This window comes from Aliiroseovarius sp. (assembly GCF_965228805.1).
Taxonomy (GTDB): Bacteria; Pseudomonadota; Alphaproteobacteria; order Rhodobacterales; family Rhodobacteraceae; genus JASBTN01.
This window is the reverse complement of the sequence record NZ_CBDDIE010000003.1, coordinates 3802920-3827835: the sequence shown is the minus strand read 5'-3', so window position 1 is coordinate 3827835 and position 24916 is coordinate 3802920. Positions and strand designations below refer to the sequence as shown.

The following is a 24916-nucleotide window of genomic DNA, read 5'->3' as shown; positions in this document are numbered from 1 at the left end:
CCACTTTGCCGGACAATGGCCCCACAGGTGGGTTCTTCCGCGACATGGCCCCTATCGCCTGGTAGGGCAACAAGGCCGCGGAGGCGCTGCCCCGCCTTCGGCCGCCCCGAGATATTTCTGGCAAGCAAAAGAACAGGTGGCTGTGACTTCCCCCGTGACTTGATTTGGGCTAGCACCGTTGGGAAGAGCAGGAGGTGCGCATGATCCCGGTGCAAGGTTTTGAGGGCCTGAAAGTGGCCGTGTTGGGGCTGGGCCGGTCCGGTTTGGCGGCGGCCAAGGCGCTGGAGGCCGGGGGCGCCGAGGCGCTGTGCTGGGATGATGGGCAGGAGGCGCGGGCGCGGGCCGAGCAGGCTGGGCTGACCCTGCATGACCTGACCAGGGGCAATGCCTGGGAGGGCGTGGCCGCGCTGATCGCCAGCCCCGGTATTCCGCATCTTTATCCGGAACCCAACAAGCTCATCGCGCGCGCCATGGCCGAGGGCGTGCCAGTGGACAATGACATCGGGCTCTTCTTTCGCAGCTTCGCCACCCGGGATTGGGATGGGTTCGACACCTTGCCGCGCGTGGTGGCGGTGACCGGGTCGAATGGAAAGTCGACCACCTCGGCGCTGATCCATCATGTGCTGGAGCATGCGGGCCGTGCGACGCAGCTTGCGGGCAATATCGGGCGCGGCGTGCTGGATATCGAACCGGCCGTGGATGGCGAGGTGGTGGTGCTGGAGCTGTCCTCCTACCAGACCGATCTGGCGCGCGCGCTGACCCCGGATGTGGCGGTGTTTACCAACCTCTCGCCCGATCACCTGGATCGCCACGGCGGCATGGGCGGCTATTTCGCGGCCAAACGCAGGTTGTTTGCCGAGGGCGGGCCGGATCGGGCGGTGATCGGCGTGGATGAGGCCGAGGGTGTCTACCTGGCTGGGCAGTTGACCGAGGGGCCGACCGATGATCGCGTGATCCGAGTCAGCGTCGATCGCAAACTGACCGGGCCGGGCTGGCAGGTCTTTGCGCGCAAGGGTTTCCTGTCGGAATACCGCAAGGGGCGACAGGTGGGGTCGGTCGACTTGCGCGGGGTCAAGGGGCTGCCGGGCAGCCACAACCATCAGAACGCCTGTTGTGCCTATGCGGTCTGTCGCACGCTGGGCCTGGCACCGCGCGTCATCGAAGCGGCGTTTCACGACTTCAAGGGTCTGCCGCATCGCAGCCAGCTGGTGGGCGAGGCGGATGGTGTGGCCTGGGTCAATGACTCGAAGGCCACCAATGTTGACGCCGCCGCCGCCGCCCTGGGTGCGTTCAAGAACATTCGCTGGATCGCGGGCGGGCTGGGCAAGGACGGTGGGATCGAGGAGCTCTCCGGCCAGCTCGGCAATGTTGCCAAGGCCTATTTGATCGGTCATTCGGCGCGGGAGTTTGCGCTGCAGCTGGGGGACACCCCATACGAGATCTGCGAGACCATGGAGCGCGCAGTGGCCCGGGCAGGGGGCGAGGCTCAGCCCGGTGACACCGTGTTGCTGGCCCCTGCGGCGGCCTCGTTCGACCAATATCCGGACTTCGAGAAACGGGGCGAGGACTTTACCCGCCTCGTTCAGGTGCGGATCGGCGAGACCGCGTAACTTTCGGAAACATCAGCCGCTTTCACGCGGGGATTTGTCGCGATTGTCGGGGTTGATGCGTTCCCGCATGGCGTTAACCTTGCGCGAAACAAGGAGCGCGCGATGCCCCAGATCCCGGACCACCCCCTGCGCTATGCGCTGGCCAATGAGCTGCATGCGCGGCCTTTTCCGTCGCTGAAGGCGCCGTGTTTCGCTGCCTATGTGGCGGTGAAGCGCGAACATGACGCCGCCGGGCGGGATCGCGAGGCGGATCGGGCGCATCTGATTGCACTTCTGGATCGCCACGGTGCGCCGCATCCGCAGCCGGGCGCCACGCATTATTCGGGCAAGATCGGGCGCCATCAGCTGAAATGGGAAAGCCACACGGAATTCGTGACCTATACGCTCTTTGGCGAGGGGGTGATGGCGCGCGCTTTCGATCCTGCCGCCTTCGACGTCTTTCCCGAGGATTGGCTGGCCGAGGCGCCGGGTGTGCGGGTCTCCTCGGCGCTGATCCGTGTCGAGGAACAGCGGGACGAGGAGGATATCAGCGCACGCCTCTCCGAATGGTTCGTGCCGGAAAGCCTGGCGGCCTCCTGGGTGCTGGACCGCGAGGCGCTGGTGGCCGGTGATTTCCGTATCGACCAGGCTGGGCACATGCGCTTTGCCATCTTTACCGCGCCGGGGATTGGCAAGCGGCGAGTCGGGCGCATCGTGCAGCGCATCTGCGAGATCGAGACCTACAAGTCCATGTCGATGCTGGGGCTTGCGCGTGCGCGCAGCCTGTCGGGGCGGCTGGGCGAGGTGGACGGTGAACTCAGTCGCCTTGTGGGCGCCATGGGTGGGCAGGGCGCGGCGGATGCCACCCTGGACGAGCTTCTGTCGATCAGTGCCGAGCTTGAGGATCTGATGGCGCAGTCCAGTTTCCGCTTTGGTGCGACCGGGGCCTATGAAGCGATCGTGAACCAGCGCATTGCCGTCCTGCGTGAGGAAAGGTTCGGCGGGCGCCAGACATGGGCCGAGTTCATGACCCGCCGGTTCGACCCGGCCATGCGGACGGTGAAGGCGGCGGAGCGGCAGCTGGCCAGCATGTCGGAACGGGCAAAACGGGCGGGCGACTTGCTGCGGACCCGGGTCGATGTCGAACGCTCCGCGCAGAACCAGGCGCTGTTGGAAAGCATGGACCGGCGTGCAGACCTGGCGCTCAGGCTGCAACAGACGGTCGAAGGTCTGTCGGTCGTGGCGATCAGCTATTACGCGCTGAACTTGGCGGGATATTTCCTCTACCCCGCTGCCAGGGCGCTTGGCCTGTCCAAGGAGCTGACCTTTGCCGCGCTCAGCCTGCCAGTTGTGGCTCTGGTGTGGCTGATGGTGCGGCGGATCCGGAAGTCGATGGGTCACTGAGCAGGCGGCCGGTGGCCCAGCCGCCCAGCATGATGGTCCCCAGGCCCAGGATGGCCGCTGCCGACAGGGTCGAGACGCCGGACAGGCCCGCACCGACGGTGCAGCCGCCCGCCAGCACCCCGCCCATGCCCATCAGCGCGCCGCCTGCCAGATAGCGGCCGGTCTGGGCCGGGCTTTCGAAGCTCTGCCATTGGAACCGACCCGACAGGATCGCCAGCAGGGCCGCGCCCGCGAGCGTGCCGCCCAGCAGTCCGATGCCGAAACCGGCGGGCACGGCGGAGGAGGCGATGCTCCAGAACAGGCTGTCGGCCAGCGGGCGGGTAAAGGACAGGCTGTCCATCGCGATCGGGTCGAACTCGTCAAACAGCACGAAGCCTGTGCCAACCCAGCCGACCGGGATCAGTAGGCCGATCAAAGCGGCGGCCAGCAGGTGCCCCTTGGGCGCACGGACGCGCCAGGCGAGGGTGGCGATCAGAACGGCCACGACGAAGGCCCAGGCCAGGCCCGGGCCCGGAAGGGTCGGGGTGGGCACGGTGACGGAGGACAGGCCGGTGCGCAGCGGGGCCAGCAGGCCTTTCATTGTGGCATGGGCGAAGATGGCGACGACCAGCAGGACAGACAGCGCGCGCAGGTTGCCCGACCCGGTCAGCACCGTCAGGCGCGAGATACAGCCGCGCGTCAGCGCCATGCCTGCGCCGAACATGAGGCCGCCCAGGGTGATGGCCAGGACGGGGAGGGAGGCGGCGTGCAGGCGATGCTCTTCCAGAGCGATCAGATCCCGCGGCAGCAGCTGCATGGCCAGCAGGGCGACGGCCAAGGCCACCAGCCATGTGGCCAGGGCCGCATGGCGATCTGCCCCCGGAACAAGGCCCCGGCGCAGGCAGAAGCGCGAGACCTCGGCCAGGGCGCCAAATGCCAGGCCCAGGGCCAGGCCGAACCAGATGGAGGCCTGGCGGGGTGTCAGGGTTTCAAAGCCGAAAGTTTCGAACATGGAATTGCTCCGCACTGGAATTTTGGTCCCAATGGCCGGAAAAATTCACACAAGCAAGCATGTGAATGTGTGATTCTGTTGTGGGCGGCGGAACAATGTTCCGCTCTGGGGCTTGCTCTGGAAACACCCTCCTGCATCGAACCCAGATAGCAAAACGGCGCCCCAAGGGGCGCCGCCTGTGGCCGAAGCCGTTCTTTTCTGCGCCGCGCGATCAACGCCCGCGAATGCGCGGATCCAGCGCATCGCGCAGCCCGTCGCCGATGTAGTTCACGCTGAGCACGGTCAGCGAGATCGCCGCACCGGGCCAGAGCACGCGCTCGGGGTGGATCTGCACGAAGTTCACCGCGTCGTTCAGAAGCTTGCCCCAGGTCGGATAGTCCGAGGGGAAGCCCAGGCCCAGGAAGGACAGGGCGCTTTCGGTGATGATCGCATTGGCGATGCCCAGGGTGGCCGAGACCATGATCGGGCTGACCACATTGGGCAGGATATGCCGGTTGATCATGCGCCGTGGCGTGGTGCCGATCGACCGGGCGGCCATGATGAATTCCTGTTCCTTCAGGGCCAGCACATCGCCCCGCACGATCCGTGCGGTCTGCATCCAGCTGGTAATGCCGATGACGAAGACGATCAGCAGGAACACGCCCATCTCCGGCCCCAGCCAGGCGCGCAGCGTGTCGCGCCAGAGCATGATGATCACCAGCAGAAGCGGCAGCAGGGGCAGGGCCAGGAACAGGTCGGTCAGACGCATCAGGAACCCGTCCAGCCGCTTGAAATAGCCCGCCAGCACGCCGACCAGCGTGCCTAGGACCAGCGCCAGGAACATGGCCGTCACGCCGACCAGAAGCGAGACGCGCCCGCCCTGCAGCATGGCCGCAAACGTGTCGCGGCCCAGCTGGTCCGTGCCCATCGGATGGGCCCAGCTTGGTCCCTGGTTGCGCGACAGGATATCGGGGGCAGCCGGATCCAGGGTCCAGACCCACGGGCCGACAGTGACCAGAAGCGAGACGGTCAGGAAGAACCCCATGCCGATCATCGCACCCGGATGGCTGCGGAACTGCAACCACACGTCGCGCCATTGGCTCTGGATCGGTTGTGTCGGTTCGGCTTCGACGAGGATGTTTGTCTCAGTCATAGCGGATCCTCGGGTCAAGAATGCCGTAGAGGATGTCTGCGACAAGGTTGAAGATCACGATCAGCACCGCGAAGATGAAGGTCAGCGTCTGCACCAGCGGGATATCGGCGCCTTGAATGCCAATGATCAGCAACTGGCCGAGGCCGTTCACCTTGAACACCTGCTCGGTGATGATGGCACCGCCGAAGACCTGCGGCACGCCCAGGGCGATCACGGTCACGACCGGGATGAGCGAGTTACGCAGCACATGGATCAGCAGAACCGTGCGTTCCTTCACGCCCTTGGCGCGGGCCGTACGCACATAGTCCTGATTCAGGTTGTCCAGCATCGAGGCGCGCATGAACCGGCTGATCTGCGCCGCGTTGTAAAGCGCGAGCACGAAGACCGGCATGGCCATCTGGCGGATCTGGAACACGAAACTGTCCCAATCGGTGACCTGGTGCGTGGTGTCATAGATCGACGGGAACCAGCCCAGCCAGACAGCGAAGATGACGATCATCAACACGCCGGTAAAGAAGGTGGGCACGGAAAAGCCGACCATCGAGACGAAGGTGCCGAACTGGTCGAACCAGCTGTATTGCTTATAGGCCGAGATCACGCCGATCGGGATCGCGATCAGGATGCCCACCACATAGGACATGCCCACGACCCAGAGGGTCTGGGGCAGGCGCTCGACGATCAGGTCGACCACAGGCGAACGTGTGGCCCAGCTCTGTACCCGCAGGCGCTCGCCGGTGCCGATGGTAATGTCGAACCATTGTTCGATCACGTTCAGGGGCTCGTTGATGAAGAACTGCACGCACCATTTGAAGTAGCGCACGTGGATCGGCTGGCCCAGTCCAAGGCTCTCGCGGATCTTCTCGCGCACTTCGGGCGGGATGGTCATGGGCAGGTTCCCGGTGGGATCGTTCGGCGCCATGTCCAGAAGAAGGAAGATGATGAAGCTGATGAACAGAAGCACCGGGATGGTGAACATCAGCCGCCGGAGGGTATACGTCAGCATGAGCGGGGTCCGTCATGTAAGTGACCCGCCCCCGGTCAGGGGACGGGTCGAAGGGCAGGGGTGGTTCAGTTCGCGCGGGTCCAGTCGGCGATGTTCCACAGCTCGCTGTCCCAGGAGTTCATCCGAACGCCTTCCAGCGTGTTCGAATGGGCCGAGACGTCGCCACGGTGAACCAGCGGGATCATCGCGCCCGCCTGCATCAGCATGTCGTTCATCTCCTTGGCGATCACCGCGCGCTCTTCCAGCGCGGCGGTCTGGGCCATCTTGGCGACCAGGGCGTCATAGGCCGGGTCACAGTAACGCGGCATGTTCGACCCCAGCCAGTTGTTGGACGGCATCGGGATTTCGTCGCAGGCCCAGTTGCCCATGTAGGCTTCCGGGTCGGTGCCCGCGAAGTTGTTCGTGTACATCTCGATGTCGGCGAACAGCTTCTGATAGGTGTCCGGGCTGGACTGGTCGCCGCCGAAGAAGACACCGGCGTCGATGTTCTTCAGCTCGGTTTCCACACCGATTTCCGCCCACCAGGCCTTCAGCAGCGCCTGAGTGTCCTGACGCACCGCGTTGGTCGAGGTCTGATAGAGGATCGACAGGCGCACACCATCCTTGGCGCGAATGCCGTCACCGCCCTTGACCCAACCGGCTTCGTCCAGGATCTGGTTCGCCATGGCGATGTCCTGGGTCAGGCATTCGTCATTGGCGGTCGAGGCATAGATGGCCGGGGCCGGCAGAACGTTGCAGGTCGGCTTGCCCGCAGCGCCATAGCCCACTTCCGATACGATGCCGCGGTCGATCGCCAGCGACAGGGCGCGGCGCACGGCTGGATCGGTCAGATAGGGATGCGGCCCACCTTCCAGGGTCGAGCGTTTGTCACCCAGCGCCGGGTCCGGGTTCGACAGGTTCACCATCAGGCGTTCCACCGACGTGCCGAAGGAGCTGACCACCTGGCCGCGTCCAGCTTGGGCCATCTGGGCCAGGATCGTCGGGTCGATCTGCAGGTTCCAGGCGTAGTCGAACTCGCCGGTTTCCAGCACCGCACGCGCGGCGGCTGCAGCATCCCCGCCGCCCTTGAAGGTCACGGTGGCGAAGGCCGGTTTCGCCGCATCACGGTAATGCGGGTTCGCCTCAAGCGAGATCACGTCATTGGCCTTGAACTCAGTCACGCGGAACGGGCCGGTGCCATGCGGGCCGAAGTTGGCGGCGGTGCATTCCGGGGCCTTGGCGCCCAGGCAGTCGGCAAACTGTGCGGCCTGGATGATCGGGCTTTCAACGCCCACGAAGGCCGAATAGGGGAAGGGCTTGGGCGTGGTGAAGGTAACCTTCACGGTCAGATCGTCCAGCGCTTCGACCGACTGAACGCCGTCGAACTTGGTTTCCTGCTGGCAGCCGCCTTCGGGATGCATGCAGTATTCGGCGGTAAAGACCACGTCATGGGCGGTGAAATCGGTGCCGTCCGACCATTTGATGCCCGGCAGCAGTTTCCAGGTGATCGAGGTCAGATCCTCGGCCACGCCACCATTGGCCACGGTCGGGATTTCCTCGACCAGCCAAGGCAGCATATTGCCGTTTTCATCGTAGCGCGCCAGCGGTTCGATCACCATCGAGGCGGCCTCGGTGTCCTTGGTCCCGCCCGACAGGAACGGGTTCAGGATCGACGCGGCCTGCCAATAGATGATGTTCAGGTGGCCGTCGGACCCGCGTTCAGCCTGAGCGGCCAAAGGGGTCAGCGCCACAGCGGCAGCGGCCCCCAGAAGGGCTGTCTTGAATTTCATGCTACACTCCTTGTTGGACACTTGCGTGTCTTTCTCTCCCCGAAAAAATCGAGTTTTTTCAGTTTTTTGCCCGAAGGAACGTTCAGCTTGTTGTTGGGTGTTTTCACCCTTTTCTTGCGATCCGTCCCCGTCGGACCTGCCCGTCACTCAAACACGTTTTCGCAAAAAAGCAACCCTTTGATCAAAAATTACGCAGGGGAATGGGCGCAGGACCTGTTTGCGCCAACGGTGGATTTGACAATTCTGCCGCCCCGGCGATAGCGTGCCCGGCAATGAGGCGTCCAGAACGCCCGCCATAATGATAAATCAGGGGAGGGGTGACCATGTTGGATCAGCCCATTGCCGCGATCCGCAATCTGCGCGTGGAATTTCAGACCAAGGACGGCCCGGTCACGGGTGTCGAGGATGTCAGTTTCGAGGTGATGCCGGGCGAAACCGTCTGCATCGTTGGTGAATCCGGCTCCGGCAAGTCGGTCTCGTCGCTGTCGCTGATGCGCCTGGTGGAGTTCGGCGGCGGCGAGATTGCCGACGGCAAGCTCCTGTTTGACCGCAAGGGCGGCGGGGTCATGGACCTGCGCGACAGCGATCAGGATTCGATGCGCACGATTCGCGGCAACGAGATCGGTATGATCTTCCAGGAGCCGATGACCGCGCTCAATCCGACCTTCACGGTCGGCTGGCAGCTGACCGAAGGCCTGCGCCTTCACGAAGGCCTTTCCCGTAAGGAGGCCGACGCCCGCGCCATTGAGCTGCTCAAACAGGTGCGCATCCCGGAACCCGAACGACGCCTTAAGCAATACCCGCACGAGTTGTCTGGCGGCATGCGCCAGCGCGTGGTGATCGCCATGGCCATGGCCTGCAAACCGCGCCTCTTGATCGCCGATGAACCGACCACCGCGCTCGATGTCACGATCCAGGCCGAAATCCTGGCCCTGATGGACCGGCTGAAACGCGAGACCGGCACGGCGGTGATGTTCATTACCCATGACATGGCCGTGGTCGCGCAGATGGCCGACCGCGTGGTCGTCATGTTCCGCGGCAACAAGGTCGAGGAAGGCACTGTCGAACAGATCTTCGCCGATCCGCAGCACGATTACACCAAAGCTCTGCTGGCGGCGGTGCCGAAATTGGGCGACATGACCGGCAAGGCGGCGCCCGAGCCGATGAAGCTGCTGGGCGTTGAACAGCATTACACCGCGCCGATTCCCGGTTCGGACGAGGTGCTGTTGGAGGTGAAGAACCTGACCACGCGCTTCCCCGTGAAGGGCGGGTTCTTCCGCCGTACGGTGGCGAATGTGCACGCGGTTGAGGACGTGTCCTTCAAGCTCAACAAGGGCCGTACCCTGTCGCTGGTGGGCGAATCGGGCTGCGGCAAATCCTCTGCCGGGCGGTCGATCCTGCGTCTGGTCGAGCCGCTTTCGGGGCAGGTGACCCTGGACGGTGTGGATGTGCTGGCGCTTTCACAGACCGAGCTGCAAAAGGCGCGGCGCGACATGCAGATGGTGTTTCAGGACCCGTTCGCCTCGCTGAACCCGCAGATGACGCTGGTCGATCAGGTGGCCGAACCGCTGCGCAACTACAACATCGCCTCGGGCGGGGAGCTGCAGGATCGCGTGGCGACCCTGTTTGACCGTGTGGAGCTGCCGCGCAGCTTCCTGCGCCGCTTCCCGCATGAACTGTCAGGTGGGCAACGCCAGCGCGTCGCCATCGCCCGCGCGCTTGCCCTGAACCCGAAACTGATCGTCGCGGATGAGGCCGTTTCGGCGCTGGACGTATCGGTGCAGGCGCAGGTTCTGAACCTGATGATGGAGCTGCAGGCCGAACTGAACCTGAGCTACCTGTTCATCTCTCACGACATGGCGGTGGTCGAACGGGTCAGCCATGATGTCGGCGTCATGTATCTGGGCCGCATCGTCGAAATGGGCCCGCGCGCTGCGGTGTTCGAGAACCCTCAGCACCCCTATACCCAGGCTTTGATGAGCGCGGTGCCGATTGCCGACCCAACCCGGCGCAAATCGGAAAAGGACTTGAATTTCAAGCCGATCCCGTCGCCTATTCACCCGATTGGCTATACGCCGGGCCCCTCTGAATACAAGGAAGTCACCCCGGGCCATTTCGTGATGACCTCCGACAGCGGGTACTGATCATGACCGGGGGCGCCTATCCACGCGACGGGCTCCGATGAGCGGCGGGCGGCAGATCCGGCGCGGCATTCTCGCGCTGCTGGTGGGGCTCTCTGCCCTATGGCTTTCTGCCTGCACTGCCCCACACCCGGATCCGGGTACGCCAGGCCAGCCTCTGCCACCCCGCGCCGCCGAGACGCTGCGCATCGCCTCCTATAACGTGCATTTCATCCGCGCCGATCTGGCCGAGGGGCCGTGGTCGCTAGCCGATTGGGAGGGGCGCAAACACGGGCTGGACGCGGCTTTCAAGGCGCTGGACGCGGACCTGATCGGTTTTCAGGAACTGGCCACCATCCCCGAACGGGGTCGTGCGGGCGAAAACCTGGCGCTGGCCTGGCTCAGCGCGCGCAACCCGGGCTACGGCGTGGCCGCGGCCGGGGACGGGGCGGATTTTCCCTCCGGCCAGGCGGTGTTCTATCGCCGCGACCGGCTGCGCCTTCTGGACCAGGGCTGGTTCCACTGCGATCAGCCGGGGCAAAGCGAGGATAGCCGCATCGACCGGCTGCTGCGCGCGCGCCAGGGTTGGGCCTACTATTGCACATGGGCGAGGTTTGCCACGCGGGACGGGCAGCGGTTCCAGGTCTACAATGTGCATTTTCACCACGCCGATCAGGACCGCCAACGCCAGGCCGCGCGCGAGGTCAGCGACCGGGTCGCCCCAATGCTGGAACGGGGGCAAATGGTCTTCGTCCTGGGCGATACCAATGCGCTGTCCGGCTGGCGCACGGTGCAGATCCTGCGCCGGTCCGGCCTGTCGATCCGCGAGGCGATCGGCGCCAGTTTCCACTTCAACACCGGCACCCATCTGTTCGGTGCGATTGACCGCATCGCTCACAGCCCCCAAATCGAACAGGTGGGCGGCCCCTGGCTGATCGACCGACAATTCGAGGGCGCCTGGCCCTCGGACCACTATCCTCTGGTAGGCGATTACCGTCTGCCCTGATGCTGAAAGAGCCCTTATGAAACAAATGCTTGGCCCACGAGAAATCTTGGACAAACTGGTCAGTTTCCCGACCGTATCCGACGTGTCGAACCTGGATCTGATCGACTGGGTCGAGGATTACCTCGCCTCCCATGGGGTGCGCGCGCACCGGGTCTATTCGGACGACGGCACCAAGGCGAACCTTTATGCCAATGTCGGGCCCGAGGTCGAAGGCGGCGTGGTCCTGTCGGGCCACACGGACGTGGTGCCGGTCGCCGGTCAGGCCTGGGACACGGACCCGTTCGAGGTGATCGAGAAGGACGGTAAGCTTTACGGGCGCGGTACCTGCGACATGAAGGGCTTCGATGCCCTGGCTTTGGCTGCCGTGCCGCTGGCGCTGGAGGCGGGGATCAAACGCCCGCTGCAGATCGCGCTCAGCTATGATGAGGAGGTTGGCTGCGTCGGCGCCCCCCGCATGATCCGCGAGATGGCCGAGCGTCTGCCACGCGCCTCCGCCGCCATCATTGGCGAGCCGTCCGAAATGCAGGTGGTCACCGGCCACAAGGGCGGGCTGGGGCTGGAAACCCACGTGCGCGGACATGAGGTGCACAGCTCGATCATGCACACGGGCGTCTCGGCGGTGCATGAAGCCGCGCGGCTGATCGACTGGGCCAACCGCATGAATGACAAGGTGGCCCGTGCCGACAAGGATCCCATCGCCGCCATGTTCGACCCGCCCTGGACCACCTCCCACGTGGGCGAGGTGCATGGCGGCACGGCCAACAATATCACCGCCAAGGACTGTATCTTTACCATGGCCTTCCGCTGCGTGCCGACCGAGGAGCCCGAGACCTGGCGCGCGCTCTACATGGACGAGGTGCGCCGCATCGAGGCCGCCATGCAGGCGGTGCATCCGGATGCCCGGATCGACGTGAATGACCGTTTCGCCGTGCCAGGTCTACGCCCCGAAGAAGACGGTGCGGCTGAGCTGCTGGCGCGGCAGTTGACCGGCGACAATGCCTCCCACGTGGTCAGCTACGCGACCGAAGCCGGACAGTTCCAGGATGGCGGCTATTCCGCCGTGGTCTGTGGTCCGGGCAATATCGAACAGGCCCACCAGCCCAACGAGTTCATCACCGTGAAGGAGTTCAACCGCGGCTGGGCCTTTCTGCAGAAACTGATCGAGCATTTGCGATGAAGCCCTTCCCGATCTCTGTCGCGCAACCTATCCAACACGCAGCGGAATTGCCTGAGGCCTGTGATGTTGCGGTGATCGGCGGCGGCGTAATCGGGGTGACCACCGCGCTTTACCTCGCGCGGGCGGGCAAGCGGGTGGTTTTGCTCGAAAAGGGCCGTATCGCCGCCGAACAATCCAGCCGCAACTGGGGCTGGATCCGGGTGCAGGGGCGCGACCCGGCCGAGATCCCGATCATGCTGGAGGCGCGCGGGCTCTGGCGCGAATTGGCCGACCAGGTGGACACCGATATCGGGCTGAAACGCACCGGCGTGGCCTATCTGGCCGACAGTGACCGGGACGTGGAGGATTTTGAGGGCTGGATGCCCAATGCGCTTGCCCATGACCTGGACACACGCATGCTCGGCCGTCGGGAAACGTCCGAGTTGATCCCGGGGGCGGCGCGTAATTGGCCCGGCGCGCTCTGGACCTCAATGGACATGCGGGCCGAACCCTTCGTGGCGGTGCCCGCCCTGGCGCGGCTGGCCGCGCAGGAGGGCGCGCTGATCCGCGAGGACTGCGCGGTGCGCGGGTTGGATATCGAGGCGGGGCAGGTCACCGGCGTGATCACGGAAGCCGGGCGGGTCAAGGCCGAACAGGTGGTGCTGGCGGGCGGTGCCTGGTCCTCGCTGCTGTTGCGCCGCCACGGAGTGTCGATCCCCCAGCTGTCCGTGCGCGCTACCGTGGCGCAAACCGCGCCAATGCCCGAGGTTTTTGCCGGCGGGGCGGTCGATGGTCGACTGGCCTTCCGGCGCCGTTTGAGCGGCGGTTATACCTTGGCCGCCTCGGGCTTTCACGAGCTCTTCCTGGGGCCGGATGCCTTCCGTGTGTTCAAGCAGTTCCTGCCGCAGCTCCTGGCCGACCCGCTGGGCACGCGGTACCTGCCGATGTCGCCACGGGGATATCCCGATGCCTGGCGCACGCCCCGCCGCTGGGCGCTGGACGACCCCAGCCCGTTCGAGGCGATGCGCGTGCTGAACCCGGCCCCGAACGCGGGTAAGGTCCGCAAGATGGCGCGCGATTTTTCGGCGACATTCCCGCAACTTGGACCGACCGAGATTGTCTGCGCCTGGGCGGGCATGATCGACGTCATGCCCGATGTGGTGCCGGTGGTGGACCGGGTCGACGCGCTGCCGGGGCTGATCGCCTGCACCGGCATGTGCGGCCACGGCTTCGGCATTGGCCCCGCCTTTGGCCGCATCACCGCAGACCTCGCGCGCGGGCTCGATCCGCGCCATGACCTGGGCCGTTTCCGGCTGAGCCGTTTTTCAGACGGCTCGAAACTGGAACTCGGCCCCAACCTTTGAAGACAAGACACGAACAGGAGAGAGAAAATGCCGATCAAGAACCGTTTTGCCGAGCTGTTACCGGAGATCACCGAGTGGCGGCGTGACATCCATGCCCATCCGGAGCTGTTGTTCGACACCCATCGCACCTCGGCCCTGGTCGAAGAAAGGCTGCGCGAGTTTGGTGCGGATGAAATCGTGACCGGCATCGGCCGCACCGGTGTGGTGGGCGTGATCAAGGGCAAGTCCGATAGCTCTGGCAAGGTCATCGGGCTGCGCGCGGACATGGATGCGTTGCCGATCTTTGAGGCGACCGGGGTGGAGTATGCCTCGACCGTCGAGGGCAAGATGCATGCCTGCGGCCATGATGGGCATACGGCGATGTTGCTGGGGGCCGCGAAATACCTGGCCGAGACGCGCAATTTCGACGGCACCTGCGTCGTGATCTTTCAGCCCGCCGAGGAAGGCGGCGGTGGCGGCAAGGAGATGGTCGATGACGGCATGATGGAGCGGTTCGGCATCCAGGAAGTTTACGGCATGCACAACATGCCCGGCCTGCCGTTGGGCGAGTTTGCAATCCGCCCCGGCGCCTTCTTCGCCGCTGCGGACCAGTTCGAAATTCATGTCGAAGGCAAGGGTGGCCACGCCGCCAAGCCGCATGAAACGATCGACACGACGCTGGTCGCCGCCCATATCGTCATCGCCCTGCAATCCATCGCCAGCCGCAATGTCGACCCGCTGCATCCGGTTGTGGTCTCGACCTGCACTTTCCGCACCGAAAGCGAGGCCCATAACGTGATCCCGCAGCATGTGCTGCTGAAGGGTACGGTGCGCAGCCATGATGCGGGCGTGCGCGACCTGGCCGAAGAGAACCTGAAGGCGCTGGCGGAAAGCACCGCGGCGGCCTTTGGCGCCACCGCGCGGGTGGATTTCCAGCGTGGCTATCCAGTGATGGTGAACTCGGACGAACAGACCGCCTTTGCCGCCGATGTGGCTGCCAAGGTGACCGGCAAGGAGACCCAGGAAGTGCCGCCGATCATGGGCGGCGAGGATTTCGCCTATATGCTGGAGAGCCGCCCCGGCGCTTATATCCTGGTCGGCAATGGCGATACCGCCGCCGTGCACCACCCGGAATACAACTTCGACGACAATGCCATTCCGGCGGGCTGCTCCTGGTGGGCGGAGATCATCGAAAGCCGCATGCCGACGGCGTAGACCCGCAAGGTAGGATTGGGGGGCTAGCCCCCCAAACCCCCCAGGATATTTTGGGAAAGATGAAAGGGTTAAGGCAGGGGATCGGTCCGGTGGAGCGTGATCTTAAGCCCGCCATGGGCCACGGGCGGCGTGGTGGGCAGGAAGGGCAGGCCGGTGGCCTTGGCGAGCCCTCCGTCTGAGGTCACGATGCCGACGCGCCAGCCGGAGAACCGCTCCATCAGGGTCTTGCCCAGCGAGCCGTAGAGGCCGAAGAGCAGTTTGCGATTGCCGATCCGCGCGCCGTAGGGCGGGTTGACGATGACCAGGCCGGGCGGACCGTCGGGCGGTTCGATGTCAGAGACGGCTTTCTCGGCGAAACTGACCCAATCACCCACGCCCGCGCGGGTGGCGTTGTCGGTCGCCATCTTCACCGCCCCTGCGTTGCGGTCGGAGCCGTAGAAGCGATGGGTCGGCGCGGTCGCCTGCGTGGTGGTCTTCATCGCCGCCCAGGCGTCGGCGTCGAAGGTTGCTAGGTCCTCGAAGGCAAAGTGGCGGGCACGGCCAGGTTCGAGCCCTGCGGCAATCTCTCCCGCTTCGATCACGAAGGTGCCCGAGCCGCACATCGGGTCCAGCACCGGTTCATCGCCCCGGTAGCCACATTGGCGCAGGAAGAGCGCGGCGAGTGTTTCGCGCATCGGCGCCTTGCCCATCGCCTGTTTATGCCCGCGCTTGTGCAGGCTTTCGCCCGACGCATCGACCGAGAAGGTGCAGAGGTCATCCTCGATGCGCACCTTCAGCTGGATGCGGGCCTTTTCGGCCTCCTTGACGATCGGGGCGCCGAGGGTGTCGGCGATCGCCTTTTCCACCCGCTGCACGGCGGCGCCGGCGTGGTAGATGCGCGAGCGTTTACAGGTCGCCTCGACCTTGATCGGCACGTCGGGGCACAGGAACTCGCCCCAGGGAAACTTGCGCGACCGTTTGTCCAGCTGCGCCGGGTGCATGGCGCGGAAACTGCCCACGCGCACCAGCACGCGGGTGGCACCGCGTAAGGAAAGGTTGGCGCGCCAGACCTCGGGCCAGTCCCCCCGCACGGTGACGCCACCGCGCGAGACCTCGGGCAGGGCGAAGCCCTTTTCGCGTGCCTCTTCTGCCAGGAGCTGTTCCAGCCCCGGGGGCACGACCAGGAAGATGTCGAGTTCTGACAAGGTGTTAGCCGCCGGTGTGGTTCATGTGGCGGATGGTCTGACCTTGCACCTCTTGGCGCGAGTAGTCGAAATCATGGCCCTTGGGCTTGATGCCGATGGCAGTGCGGATGGCGTTGGCCAGGTGGTCATCGCAGTCGCTTGCACGCAGGGGCGCACGCAGGTCGGACATGCCGTCATGGCCCAGGCAGGTGTAAAGCTGGCCGGTGCAGCTGAGTCGCACGCGGTTGCAGCTTTCGCAGAAATTATGGGTCATCGGAGTGATGAAGCCGACCTTCTGTCCACTTTCCTCCAACCGCACATAGCGGGCGGGGCCGCCGGAGCGTTCCGCCAGGTCCGTCAGGGTAAAGCGTTCCGCCAGACGCGCGCGCAGGTCCTTCAGCGACCAGAACTGGTCCAGGCGGTTTTCCTCGCCCATGTCGCCCATCGGCATGACCTCGATGAAGGTCAGGTCCATGTCGCGTTCGGCGCACCAGTCGATGATCTGGTCGAGCTCGGGTTCGTTGAACCCCTTCAGCGCCACCGCGTTGATCTTGACGCGCAGCCCGGCCTTTTGCGCCGCATCAATGCCGCGCAGCACCTGGGGCAGGCGGCCCCAGCGGGTGATCTTGGCAAATTTTTCTTCATCCAGCGTGTCGAGCGAGATGTTCACCCGGCGCACCCCCGCCGCATAAAGGTCATCCGAGAACCTATGCAGCTGCGAACCATTGGTGGTCAGGGTCAGCTCGCGCAGCGCCCCGCTGTTCAGGTGCCGCGACATGGCGTCGAAGAAGGTCATGATGCCCTTGCGCACCAGGGGTTCGCCCCCGGTGATGCGCAGTTTCTCCACGCCCAGCCCGATGAAGGTGGTGCACAGACGGTCCAGTTCCTCAAGCGAGAGCAGGTCGCGCTTGGGCAGGAAGGTCATGTTTTCGGACATGCAATAGGTGCAGCGGAAATCGCAGCGGTCCGTGACGGACAGCCGCAGATAAGTAACGGCCCGGTTGAACGGGTCGATGAGAGGCGCGTTTTCCATGGGGGGAATTTACGCCTGTGGGCAGGGCGCCGCAAGGGCTGCGACGACGTGCCACCGCCTTGTGAATATGCAGGATTCGCGATGAAGGGCCCGGACGCGGATCACGCCTCGGGTGTCTTCTTCTTCGGCGGGAAGACGTACTTTTCCGCTTCCTTGCGGGCAAAGGGTTTCAGCCGCTTGCCATGTGCCTTCAGGAAGGCGCGCGCGCGGTCCGGGTCGTGCTTCGACAGATCGCGCACCCACCAGGCGATGGCCTTCTGGATGAACCAGTCGCCGTCCTCCACATAGCCCTCGCACCAACCCAGCACGCGGTCGCGCACCGCTTCTTCTTCGGGTTTGGGGAAGTTCTGCTTGGTCCAGGGCAGGGTGATCACCAAGGCCGCGCGGCGGGTCCACATGTGGTCGCTTTTTGTCCAGGCCTCGACCTCGTCGATGCGGGACGGATCGGCAACCAGGCGTTTCTGCCCAGCCATGCAGGCGTGATCGGCGATGGCCCAGCTGTCGAAATCCGGCAACCACGACGCGATCAGCGACCAGGCCGCGTCATCGGGGCGGATGCGGGCCTGGGTCAAGAGCTTGGCGGCGGCCAGGCGGGCCTCGAAGATGTCGGTGGTCCAGAGCGCTTGGGCCAGGGCCACACGCTCGTCCACGGACAGCGCCGCGCGCCAGGCCTTGGTCAGGTCATTGATCGCCGGGTTCGGAACGCCCAGAACCTCGCGGCTCTGCTTGTGATATTCCGCCTGGCCTTCTGCGCGGCCGGGTACGATTTCGGCGCGCAGGGCGGCCAGGGCGTCATCAAGTGTCATTCGTCTTCTCCGAACAGGGCGGTGGGCAGCCCGTCGATTGTGGTCAGGTTGCGGTCGCGTTGATAATCTTCAAGCGCGGCATCGTCCCGTTGAGCGGTCCAGCCCTTCAACGTGTCGCGTTCGCCCGCGAACTCCATGTAGGGCACCGCGTATCCGCAGGAGCTCTGCACCATCTCGACCGTCATGTCAAAGACCTGCCGTGCGCCACGAGGGGCGTCCCAGAGCGCCGAAAGCTCGGCCCAATCCGCATCGCGCGCGTGGACCGTGCGCGCAGAGCCATAGGCGCGCAGGATCAGCGGTTGGCGTTCAAAGCCGCACCACATCAGCGTCATGCGATTGGCCTCGCGCAGGTGACCGGCGGTCTCGTTGCCCGACCCGGTGAAGTTCAGCCAGGCAATGCGGTTCGGCCCCAGCACGCGCAGGCTGTCCATACCCTTGGGCGAGACATTGACCCGCCCCTCGGGCGCGGCAGAGCCCACGAAGAACATGTGTTGGGCTTCGATGAAGCGGCGATGCGGGTCCTCGATCCGGGGGAACTGTGTGGCCATGGGGTGAGCTTATTCCACCGTCACCGACTTGGCCAGATTGCGCGGCTGGTCCACGTCGGTGCCCTTGGCAATCGCCGTGTGATAGGCGATCAGCTGCGCGGGCACGGCATAGAGGATCGGCTGGATCAGCTCCGGCGCGTCGGGCAGGGTCAGGCATTCCCAGGCCCCCTCGGCGGCGCGGTCACCCTTCTTGGCGTCGGACACCAGCAGCACGCGGCCGCCACGGGCCATGACCTCCTGCATGTTGGATACGGTCTTGTCGAACAGCCCGTCGCGCGGCGCCATGACCACGGTGGGGGTTTCCTTGTCGACCAGCGCGATGGGGCCGTGTTTCAGCTCTCCGGACGCATAGCCTTCGGCGTGTATATAGCTGATTTCCTTGAGTTTCAATGCGCCTTCCAGGGCCATCGGGAACATCTGTCCCCGGCCCAGGAACAGCACGTCACGGGCCAGGGCCAGCTTGCGGGCGACCTTGGCGACGGCCTCGTCGATGGTCAGCGCATGGGACATGAGACCGGGCAGCTGGCGCAGCTCGGCAAGGCGGGTGGCAAGTTCCGCACCGTCCATGTGGCCACGTTCATGCGCCGCCTTCAGCGCCATGATGGCGAAGGTGGTCAGCTGGCAGGTAAAGGCCTTGGTCGAGGCGACCGAGACTTCGACACCCGCGTGGATTTCAACCGCCACGTCGCTTTCGCGGGCGATCGAGCTTTCGGGCACGTTGATCAGCGCCACGGTGCGGTCGGCCTTGCCAGTGGTGTAGCGCAGGGCGGCCAGCGTGTCGGCGGTCTCGCCCGATTGGCTGACGAAGACGCCCACGGTGCGCGGGGCAAAGGGCGCCTCGCGGTAGCGGAACTCGCTGGCGACGTCGATGTCGACGGGCAGGCGGGCGTAGCGTTCGAACCAGTACTTTGCGGTCAGACCGGCGTAGAAGGCCGTGCCGCAGGCGACGATCGACAGGCGGTCCACATCGGCGAAGTTGAAGCCCAGGTCCATCGCGATCTGCCCGTCGCGTACATAGGCGTTCACCACCTCGCCCACCACGGTGGGCTGCTGGGCAATTTCCTTTGCCATGAAGTGTTTATGCCCGTCCTTCTCGATCCGGGCCTGGTCCAGGCGCACCTGTTTCTTGGGCCGGTTGGCAAGGCGTCCCATCTTATCGAAGATCTCGGCTCCTTGGCGGGTGATCACGGCCCAGTCGCCTTCCTCCAGATAGGTGATCTGGTCGGTCATCGGCGCCAGCGCGATGGCGTCCGAACCCACGAACATCTCACCCTCGCCATGGCCGATTGCCAGCGGCGAGCCCTTGCGGGCGGCAATCATCAGGTCGTGTTCGCCGTCGAACAGGAAACACAACGCAAAGGCTCCGTCGAGCCGTTTCAGGGTTTCTGCCACGGCTTCGGACGGGCTCATCCCCTTGTCCAGCAGGCTGCTGGTCAGGAGCGCGACGGTTTCGGTGTCGGTTTCCGTGACAAAGGAAATGCCGTCTTCGGCCAGTTCCTCGCGCAGCTCGCGGAAGTTCTCGATAATGCCGTTATGAACGACCGACACGCGGCCCGCGCGGTGCGGATGGGCGTTGTCGGTGGTCGGCGCGCCATGGGTGGCCCAGCGGGTGTGGCCGATCCCGGCCTTGCCCCGCAGCGGGTCATGCACCAGCAGGTCCGACAGGTTCACCAGCTTGCCCACCGCGCGGCGGCGGTCCAGGTTTCCCTCGCCATTGATGGTGGCAATGCCGGCGCTGTCATAGCCGCGATATTCCAGGCGCTTCAGGCTTTCGACCAGGATGGGGGCGACCTCGTGGTTGCCCAGAACACCAACGATTCCACACATTTACTTGCCTTTCTTCGCCTTGAGCGCACGCAGGCGTGCAAAGAACTTCACTGCCAGACCCGGCTTGTTCACCTGTTCGGCGCGGGCGATTGCCATGGCACCTGCGGGCACGTCCTTGGTGATCACCGCGCCGGTGGTGGTCATCGCCTCGTCGCCCACGGTCACGGGCGCGACCAGCATCGTGTCCGAGCCGATGAAGGCCCGCGCGCCGATGGTGGTGCGGTGTTTCATCACGCCATCGTAGTTGCAGGTAATGGTACCCGCGCCCAGGTTGGCCGCTTCGCCCACCGTGGCATCACCCACGTAGGAGAGGTGATTGACCTTCGCCCCTTCACCGATCTGCGCGTTCTTGATTTCCACGAAATTGCCGATCTTGGCGCCGTTTGCGAGCTCCGTTCCCGGACGCAGGCGGGCGTAGGGGCCGACAATGGCGTCCTTGGACACGTGGCAGTCCTCAAGGTGCGAAAAGGCCCGGATACGCGCGCCGCTTTCCACCGTCACACCGGGGGCAAAGACCACGTTGGGCTCCACCACAGCATCGCGCCCAATCACCGTATCTGCCGAGAAATGCACGGTGTCCGGCGCTTGCAGCAGCGCGCCGTCCTCCATCGCCTGGTGACGGGCGCGGATCTGGAAAATCCGTTCTGCCTCAACCAGTTCCATGCGGGTGTTGATGCCCAGGGTCTCACCCTCGTCGCAGGTGACGGCGGTGGCGGTCAGCCCACGGGCATTTGCCACGGCGACCACATCGGGCAGGTAGTATTCGCCCGCCGCGTTGTCGTTGTTCACGCCGTCCAGCAGCTCCATCAGAGTTGCCGCATCCGCGCAAACAACCCCACTGTTACAGAGACTTATGGTGCGTTCCTCATCTGAAGCGTCTTTGAATTCCACGATGCGTGCCAGGCGGTTGCCCTCCATCACCAACCGCCCATAGCGGCCCGGGTCGGCGGCCTCAAACCCCAGCACGACCACGTCTGCGGTCTTGCGCGCTTCAACGAGGCGGGCCAGCGTCTCTTCCCCGGTAAAGGGCGTGTCACCATAGAGCACCACTGCATCGCCCTCGACCCCCTCCAGCGCGGCGCGGGCCTGGAGTACGGCATGGCCGGTGCCCAGTTGCTCCTCCTGTACCACGACGGTGACCTCGGGGTCGATGTCGCGCGCGGCCTTCTCGACCAGCTCCGCACCATGGCCCGCGACGATCACCGTGCGGGTCGGCTCCAGCGCGCGGCCATGGGTCCAGGCGTGGGTAAACAGCGGCGCGCCACCCAGCTCGTGCATGACCTTGGGAAGGTCGCTTTCCATGCGGGTGCCTTTGCCCGCCGCAAGAATGATTAGGGCTGTGGACATGATCTGCTCTTCAATTTCGTTCGGGCTCGTTTTAACCCTAATGCCATTACCCGCAAGGGGCGGGGCATCAATTTCCCTTTCGACCTGTAACACGGGGCGGCGGGGCTTTGCCGAAAAGGGGCCTGCGGGTATGAGCAAGAGAACGGTGATTTTCGATCTGGACGGGACCTTGGCGGATACGTCCGGGGATCTGATCGCGGCGGCGAATGCCTGTTTTCGCGTGCTGGGCCATGGCGACCTGCTGGACCCGGTGGCGGATGCCGCGACGGCGTTTCGTGGCGGGCGGGCGATGCTGCGGCTGGGGTTCACGCGCCTGGGCGCGGGCAAGGGTGTTGAGGTCGAGGCTGAGGTTGATCGCGAGTTTCCCAACCTTCTGGCGGCCTATGAGGCGGATATCGACCGGCACACCGTGCTCTACCCGGGATGCGTGGCGGCGGTCGAGCGGTTGCGCGGGGCGGGCTATGCGGTCGGCATCTGCACCAACAAGCCCGAGGGCCTGGCCGAGACCCTGATGACCCGCCTAGGCGTGCGCGACCTTTTTGCCTCGCTGGTGGGGGCGGACACCTTGCCAACCCGCAAACCCGATCCTGCGCCCTATGTGGCGGCGGTGGAACGGGCCGGGGGCGTGGTGTCGCGGTCCGTGCTGATCGGTGACACGGAAACCGACCGCAATACTTCGCGCGCGGTGGGTGTGCCGTCCGTGTTGGTCACCTTCGGACCGGATGGGCGCGGGGTCGAAGCCCTGGCGCCCGAAGCGCTGTTGGACCATTACGACGATCTGGACTGGGTGGTGCGCGGGTTGATCGGCTGAGGCGTTTCGGCTTTTCCTTTGACCTTCCGGTCGCGCGCGCCCAGTCTGCGCGCCATGACTGAGCGATTCACAGGGTCTTTCACCCAGCAGGAGCCGATCCCGGACGAGGGGATCGAAGCGGCCCTCCGTGTCATGCAGGGCGGGCGGCTGCACCGGTACAATACGCTGGGCGACGAGCTGTCCGAGGCCGCGCTGCTTGAACAGGAATTTGCGGCCCTGATGGGCTCGAATTACGCGCTGGCGGTGGCCTCGGGCGGTTACGCCATTGCCACCGCTCTGCGCGCGGTCGGGGTGGGGCCGGGCGACAAGGTGCTGACAAATGCCTTTACCCTGGCGCCGGTGCCGGGGGCGATTGCCTCGGTTGGTGCGGTGCCGGTGTTCGTTGGCGTGACCGAGGCGCTGGTGATCGACCTGGATGATCTGGCCGCGAAACTGGATCAGGCCGATGTGCTGCTCCTGTCGCATATGCGCGGGCATATCTGTGACATGGAGGCGCTGATGGCGCTCTGTGACGGGGCCGGGGTCAAGGTGATTGAGGATTGTGCCCACACGATGGGCGCGCGCTGGAACGGGGTTCTGTCCGGGCGTCATGGGGTCATGGCGGCCTACTCGACCCAGACCTACAAGCACGCGAATTCCGGTGAGGGCGGGCTGCTGATTTCGGATGACCCGGAGCTGATGGCCCGCGCGGTGATGCTGTCGGGCAGCTACATGCTCTATGAACGTCACCTGGCCGCGCCGGAGCCGGAAGTGTTCGAACAGGTCAAATACGTGACCCCCAATATCTCGGGCCGCATGGACAATCTGCGTGCCGCCGTGCTGCGCCCGCAGTTGGCGAAACTGTGGGAGCAGTGCGACGCCTGGAATGCGCGCTACCGCGTGGTCGAGGAGGGGCTGCGTGACATACCCGGCCTGACCGTGATCGAACGGCCTCAAGCGGAGGACTATGTCATGTCCTCCTTCCAGTTCCTGCTTCTGGATTGGAGCGCCGCGGCGGTGAACGATGTGGTGCGCCGTTGTGCGGACAGGGGCGTCGAGCTGAAATGGTTCGGCGGTGCCGAGCCCAACGGGTTCACCTCGCGCTATGACAGCTGGCGCTATGCGCCGTCCGAACCCATGCCCGCCAGTGACCGGGTTCTGAAAGGCATCCTGGACCTGCGCCTGCCCTTGACCTTCTCGCTTGACGACTGCGCCCTGATCGCGCGGATCATCCGGGCCGAGGTCGGTACAGTGTTTCAGGGCGGTTGAAACCTGCTGCCCGGCGGTGCCGCTGGGCGGAACTTCCACTTCGGCGAAATCTCGCGACGTGGCGTCCTTATTGACCCGAATCGTGCCTGTGCCTTACGAACTGAACAAGCGTTCAATAATGCCGATCATGCCCTCGGCAGCTAGAAATACCGCCCAGAGGAGAGGCCCCATGTTCAATCACACGATGAATTTCGACCTTGGTGAAGACGTCAACGCGCTGCGCGAGATGGTGCATCGTTTTGCCCAGGATCGCATCAAGCCTATTGCGGCCGAGGTGGACGCGCAGAACGAATTCCCCAACGAGCTGTGGAAGGAGTTCGGTGATCTGGGCCTTTTGGGCGTGACCACACCCGAGGAATATGGCGGGTCGGACATGTCCTACCTGGCCCATGTGGTGGCCGTGGAAGAAATCGCCCGCGCCTCGGCCTCGGTCTCGCTCTCCTACGGCGCGCATTCGAACCTCTGCGTGAACCAGATCCGCCGCAACGCCACCCCGGAGCAGGCCGCCAAATACCTGCCGGGCCTGTGTTCGGGCGAAAAGGTCGGTGCCCTGGCCATGTCCGAGGCGGGCGCGGGCTCGGACGTCGTGTCGATGAAGCTGAAGGCGGAAAAGCGCAACGGATACTATGTGCTGAACGGCACCAAGTTCTGGATCACCAACGGCCCGGACGCCGATGTGCTGGTGGTTTACGCGAAGACCGACCCCGACGCGGGTCCCAAGGGCATCACCACCTTCATCATCGAAAAGGACATGGTTGGTTTTTCGACCAGCCCGCATTTCGACAAGCTGGGCATGCGTGGATCCAACACCGCCGAGCTGATCTTCGAAGATGTCGAGGTGCCGTTTGAAAATGTGCTGGGCGAGGAAGGCAAAGGCGTCGCCGTGCTGATGTCCGGTCTAGATTACGAACGTGTGGTGCTCTCGGGCATCGGCACCGGCATCATGGCCGCCTGCCTGGACGAGATCATGCCCTACATGGCGCAGCGCAAGCAGTTCGGCAAACCGATCGGGGATTTCCAGCTGATGCAGGCGAAGATCGCCGACATGTATACCGCGATGAACTCGGCCCGCGCTTATGTCTATGAGGTCGCCAAGGCCTGTGATCGTGGCGAGGTCACCCGCCAGGACGCGGCAGCCTGTGTGCTCTATGCCTCCGAGGAGGCGATGAAAGTCGCCCACCAGGCGGTGCAGGCGATGGGCGGCATGGGTTTCATGAACGAAAGCCCCGTCAGCCGCATCTTCCGCGACGCCAAGCTGATGGAGATCGGCGCGGGCACCTCGGAAATCCGTCGCATGCTGATCGGCCGCGAGCTGATGTCGGCGATGAAGTAAGAAAAACCCGCGCGACCGAGGGGATCGCGCGGGCAACAAACGGGGAGGCCAGGCCCTCCCGCAGTTTGCAAG

The 24916-nt window shown here is 64.7% G+C and carries 20 protein-coding genes; 10 read left to right on the top strand and 10 right to left on the bottom strand.

Annotated elements, in window-relative coordinates; translation table 11 throughout:
- Positions 1-200 precede the first annotated feature (200 nt).
- A complete protein-coding gene (gene murD, locus ACO07D_RS19900; protein ID WP_421704667.1) occupies positions 201-1610 on the top strand; it encodes a UDP-N-acetylmuramoyl-L-alanine--D-glutamate ligase in 1410 nt (469 codons plus the stop codon).
- 102 nt (positions 1611-1712) lie between these two features.
- Positions 1713-2993, top strand: a complete 1281-nt coding sequence (locus ACO07D_RS19895; RefSeq protein ID WP_421704666.1) for a DUF3422 family protein — start codon at positions 1713-1715, stop codon at positions 2991-2993.
- Here the strand turns inward: ACO07D_RS19895 and ACO07D_RS19890 are convergent.
- From ACO07D_RS19890 to ACO07D_RS19875, 4 genes are all read right to left on the bottom strand, one after another.
- Positions 2926-3984, bottom strand: a complete 1059-nt coding sequence (locus ACO07D_RS19890; RefSeq protein WP_421704665.1) for a YeeE/YedE thiosulfate transporter family protein — start codon at positions 3982-3984, stop codon at positions 2926-2928. The two genes, ACO07D_RS19895 and ACO07D_RS19890, sit on opposite strands and share 68 nt — an antisense overlap.
- 211 nt (positions 3985-4195) lie before the next feature.
- The gene (locus ACO07D_RS19885; RefSeq protein WP_421704664.1) at positions 4196-5116 is read right to left on the bottom strand and encodes an ABC transporter permease; all 921 of its coding nucleotides are present in this window, start codon (positions 5114-5116) and stop codon (positions 4196-4198) included.
- Positions 5109-6119 (bottom strand): ABC transporter permease, encoded by a 1011-nt coding sequence (locus tag ACO07D_RS19880; RefSeq protein WP_421704663.1) that lies wholly within the window; start codon positions 6117-6119, stop codon positions 5109-5111. The genes ACO07D_RS19885 and ACO07D_RS19880 overlap by 8 nt, the downstream gene beginning before the upstream one ends.
- 65 nt (positions 6120-6184) lie before the next feature.
- Entirely contained in the window at positions 6185-7888 is a 1704-nt protein-coding gene (locus tag ACO07D_RS19875) for a peptide ABC transporter substrate-binding protein (RefSeq protein WP_421704662.1), read from the bottom strand.
- A gap of 323 nt (positions 7889-8211) precedes the next feature.
- On the opposite strand from ACO07D_RS19875, the gene ACO07D_RS19870 reads away from it, so the two are divergent.
- The 5 genes from ACO07D_RS19870 to ACO07D_RS19850 are packed head-to-tail and all read left to right on the top strand — an operon-like array spanning position 8212 to position 14728.
- Positions 8212-10032, top strand: coding sequence for a dipeptide ABC transporter ATP-binding protein (locus ACO07D_RS19870; protein WP_421704661.1), 1821 nt, complete (start codon positions 8212-8214; stop codon positions 10030-10032).
- 37 nt (positions 10033-10069) lie between these two features.
- Complete coding sequence (locus tag ACO07D_RS19865; RefSeq protein ID WP_421704660.1) at positions 10070-11014, top strand: endonuclease/exonuclease/phosphatase family protein; 945 nt, start codon at positions 10070-10072, stop codon at positions 11012-11014.
- 16 nt (positions 11015-11030) lie between these two features.
- Positions 11031-12191, top strand: a complete 1161-nt coding sequence (argE, locus tag ACO07D_RS19860; protein WP_421704659.1) for an acetylornithine deacetylase — start codon at positions 11031-11033, stop codon at positions 12189-12191.
- Complete coding sequence (locus ACO07D_RS19855; protein ID WP_421704658.1) at positions 12188-13534, top strand: NAD(P)/FAD-dependent oxidoreductase; 1347 nt, start codon at positions 12188-12190, stop codon at positions 13532-13534. Before argE ends, ACO07D_RS19855 begins: the two co-directional genes overlap by 4 nt.
- A gap of 27 nt (positions 13535-13561) precedes the next feature.
- Entirely contained in the window at positions 13562-14728 is a 1167-nt protein-coding gene (locus ACO07D_RS19850; protein ID WP_421704657.1) for a M20 aminoacylase family protein, read from the top strand.
- 68 nt (positions 14729-14796) lie between these two features.
- Here ACO07D_RS19850 and ACO07D_RS19845 read toward each other — a convergent pair whose 3' ends face one another.
- From ACO07D_RS19845 to glmU, 6 genes are all read right to left on the bottom strand, one after another.
- Positions 14797-15912 carry a THUMP domain-containing class I SAM-dependent RNA methyltransferase gene (locus ACO07D_RS19845; protein WP_421704656.1) on the bottom strand — a complete coding sequence of 372 codons (1116 nt, stop codon included), beginning with the start codon at positions 15910-15912 and terminating at the stop codon, positions 14797-14799.
- Positions 15913-15916: 4 nt separating this feature from the next.
- Positions 15917-16924, bottom strand: a complete 1008-nt coding sequence (gene moaA, locus ACO07D_RS19840; RefSeq protein WP_421704655.1) for a GTP 3',8-cyclase MoaA — start codon at positions 16922-16924, stop codon at positions 15917-15919.
- Positions 16925-17025: 101 nt separating this feature from the next.
- Positions 17026-17730: a DNA alkylation repair protein gene (locus ACO07D_RS19835; RefSeq protein WP_421704654.1), complete on the bottom strand. Its 705-nt coding sequence runs from the start codon at positions 17728-17730 to the stop codon at positions 17026-17028.
- Positions 17727-18278: a pyridoxamine 5'-phosphate oxidase family protein gene (locus tag ACO07D_RS19830; protein WP_421704653.1), complete on the bottom strand. Its 552-nt coding sequence runs from the start codon at positions 18276-18278 to the stop codon at positions 17727-17729. Before ACO07D_RS19830 ends, ACO07D_RS19835 begins: the two co-directional genes overlap by 4 nt.
- Before the next feature lie 9 nt (positions 18279-18287).
- Positions 18288-20105 carry a glutamine--fructose-6-phosphate transaminase (isomerizing) gene (gene glmS, locus ACO07D_RS19825; protein WP_421704652.1) on the bottom strand — a complete coding sequence of 606 codons (1818 nt, stop codon included), beginning with the start codon at positions 20103-20105 and terminating at the stop codon, positions 18288-18290.
- Positions 20106-21452: a bifunctional UDP-N-acetylglucosamine diphosphorylase/glucosamine-1-phosphate N-acetyltransferase GlmU gene (gene glmU / locus ACO07D_RS19820; protein ID WP_421704651.1), complete on the bottom strand. Its 1347-nt coding sequence runs from the start codon at positions 21450-21452 to the stop codon at positions 20106-20108. It abuts the gene before it with no gap.
- Between the two features lie 130 nt (positions 21453-21582).
- Here glmU and ACO07D_RS19815 point away from each other — a divergent pair, with 130 nt between their 5' ends.
- From ACO07D_RS19815 to ACO07D_RS19805, 3 genes are all read left to right on the top strand, one after another.
- Positions 21583-22263, top strand: a complete 681-nt coding sequence (locus ACO07D_RS19815; protein WP_421704650.1) for an HAD-IA family hydrolase — start codon at positions 21583-21585, stop codon at positions 22261-22263.
- A gap of 54 nt (positions 22264-22317) precedes the next feature.
- Positions 22318-23511 (top strand): DegT/DnrJ/EryC1/StrS family aminotransferase, encoded by a 1194-nt coding sequence (locus ACO07D_RS19810; RefSeq protein WP_421704649.1) that lies wholly within the window; start codon positions 22318-22320, stop codon positions 23509-23511.
- A gap of 169 nt (positions 23512-23680) precedes the next feature.
- The gene (locus ACO07D_RS19805; protein ID WP_421704648.1) at positions 23681-24844 is read left to right on the top strand and encodes an isovaleryl-CoA dehydrogenase; all 1164 of its coding nucleotides are present in this window, start codon (positions 23681-23683) and stop codon (positions 24842-24844) included.
- The last annotated feature ends 72 nt before the right edge of the window (positions 24845-24916 follow it).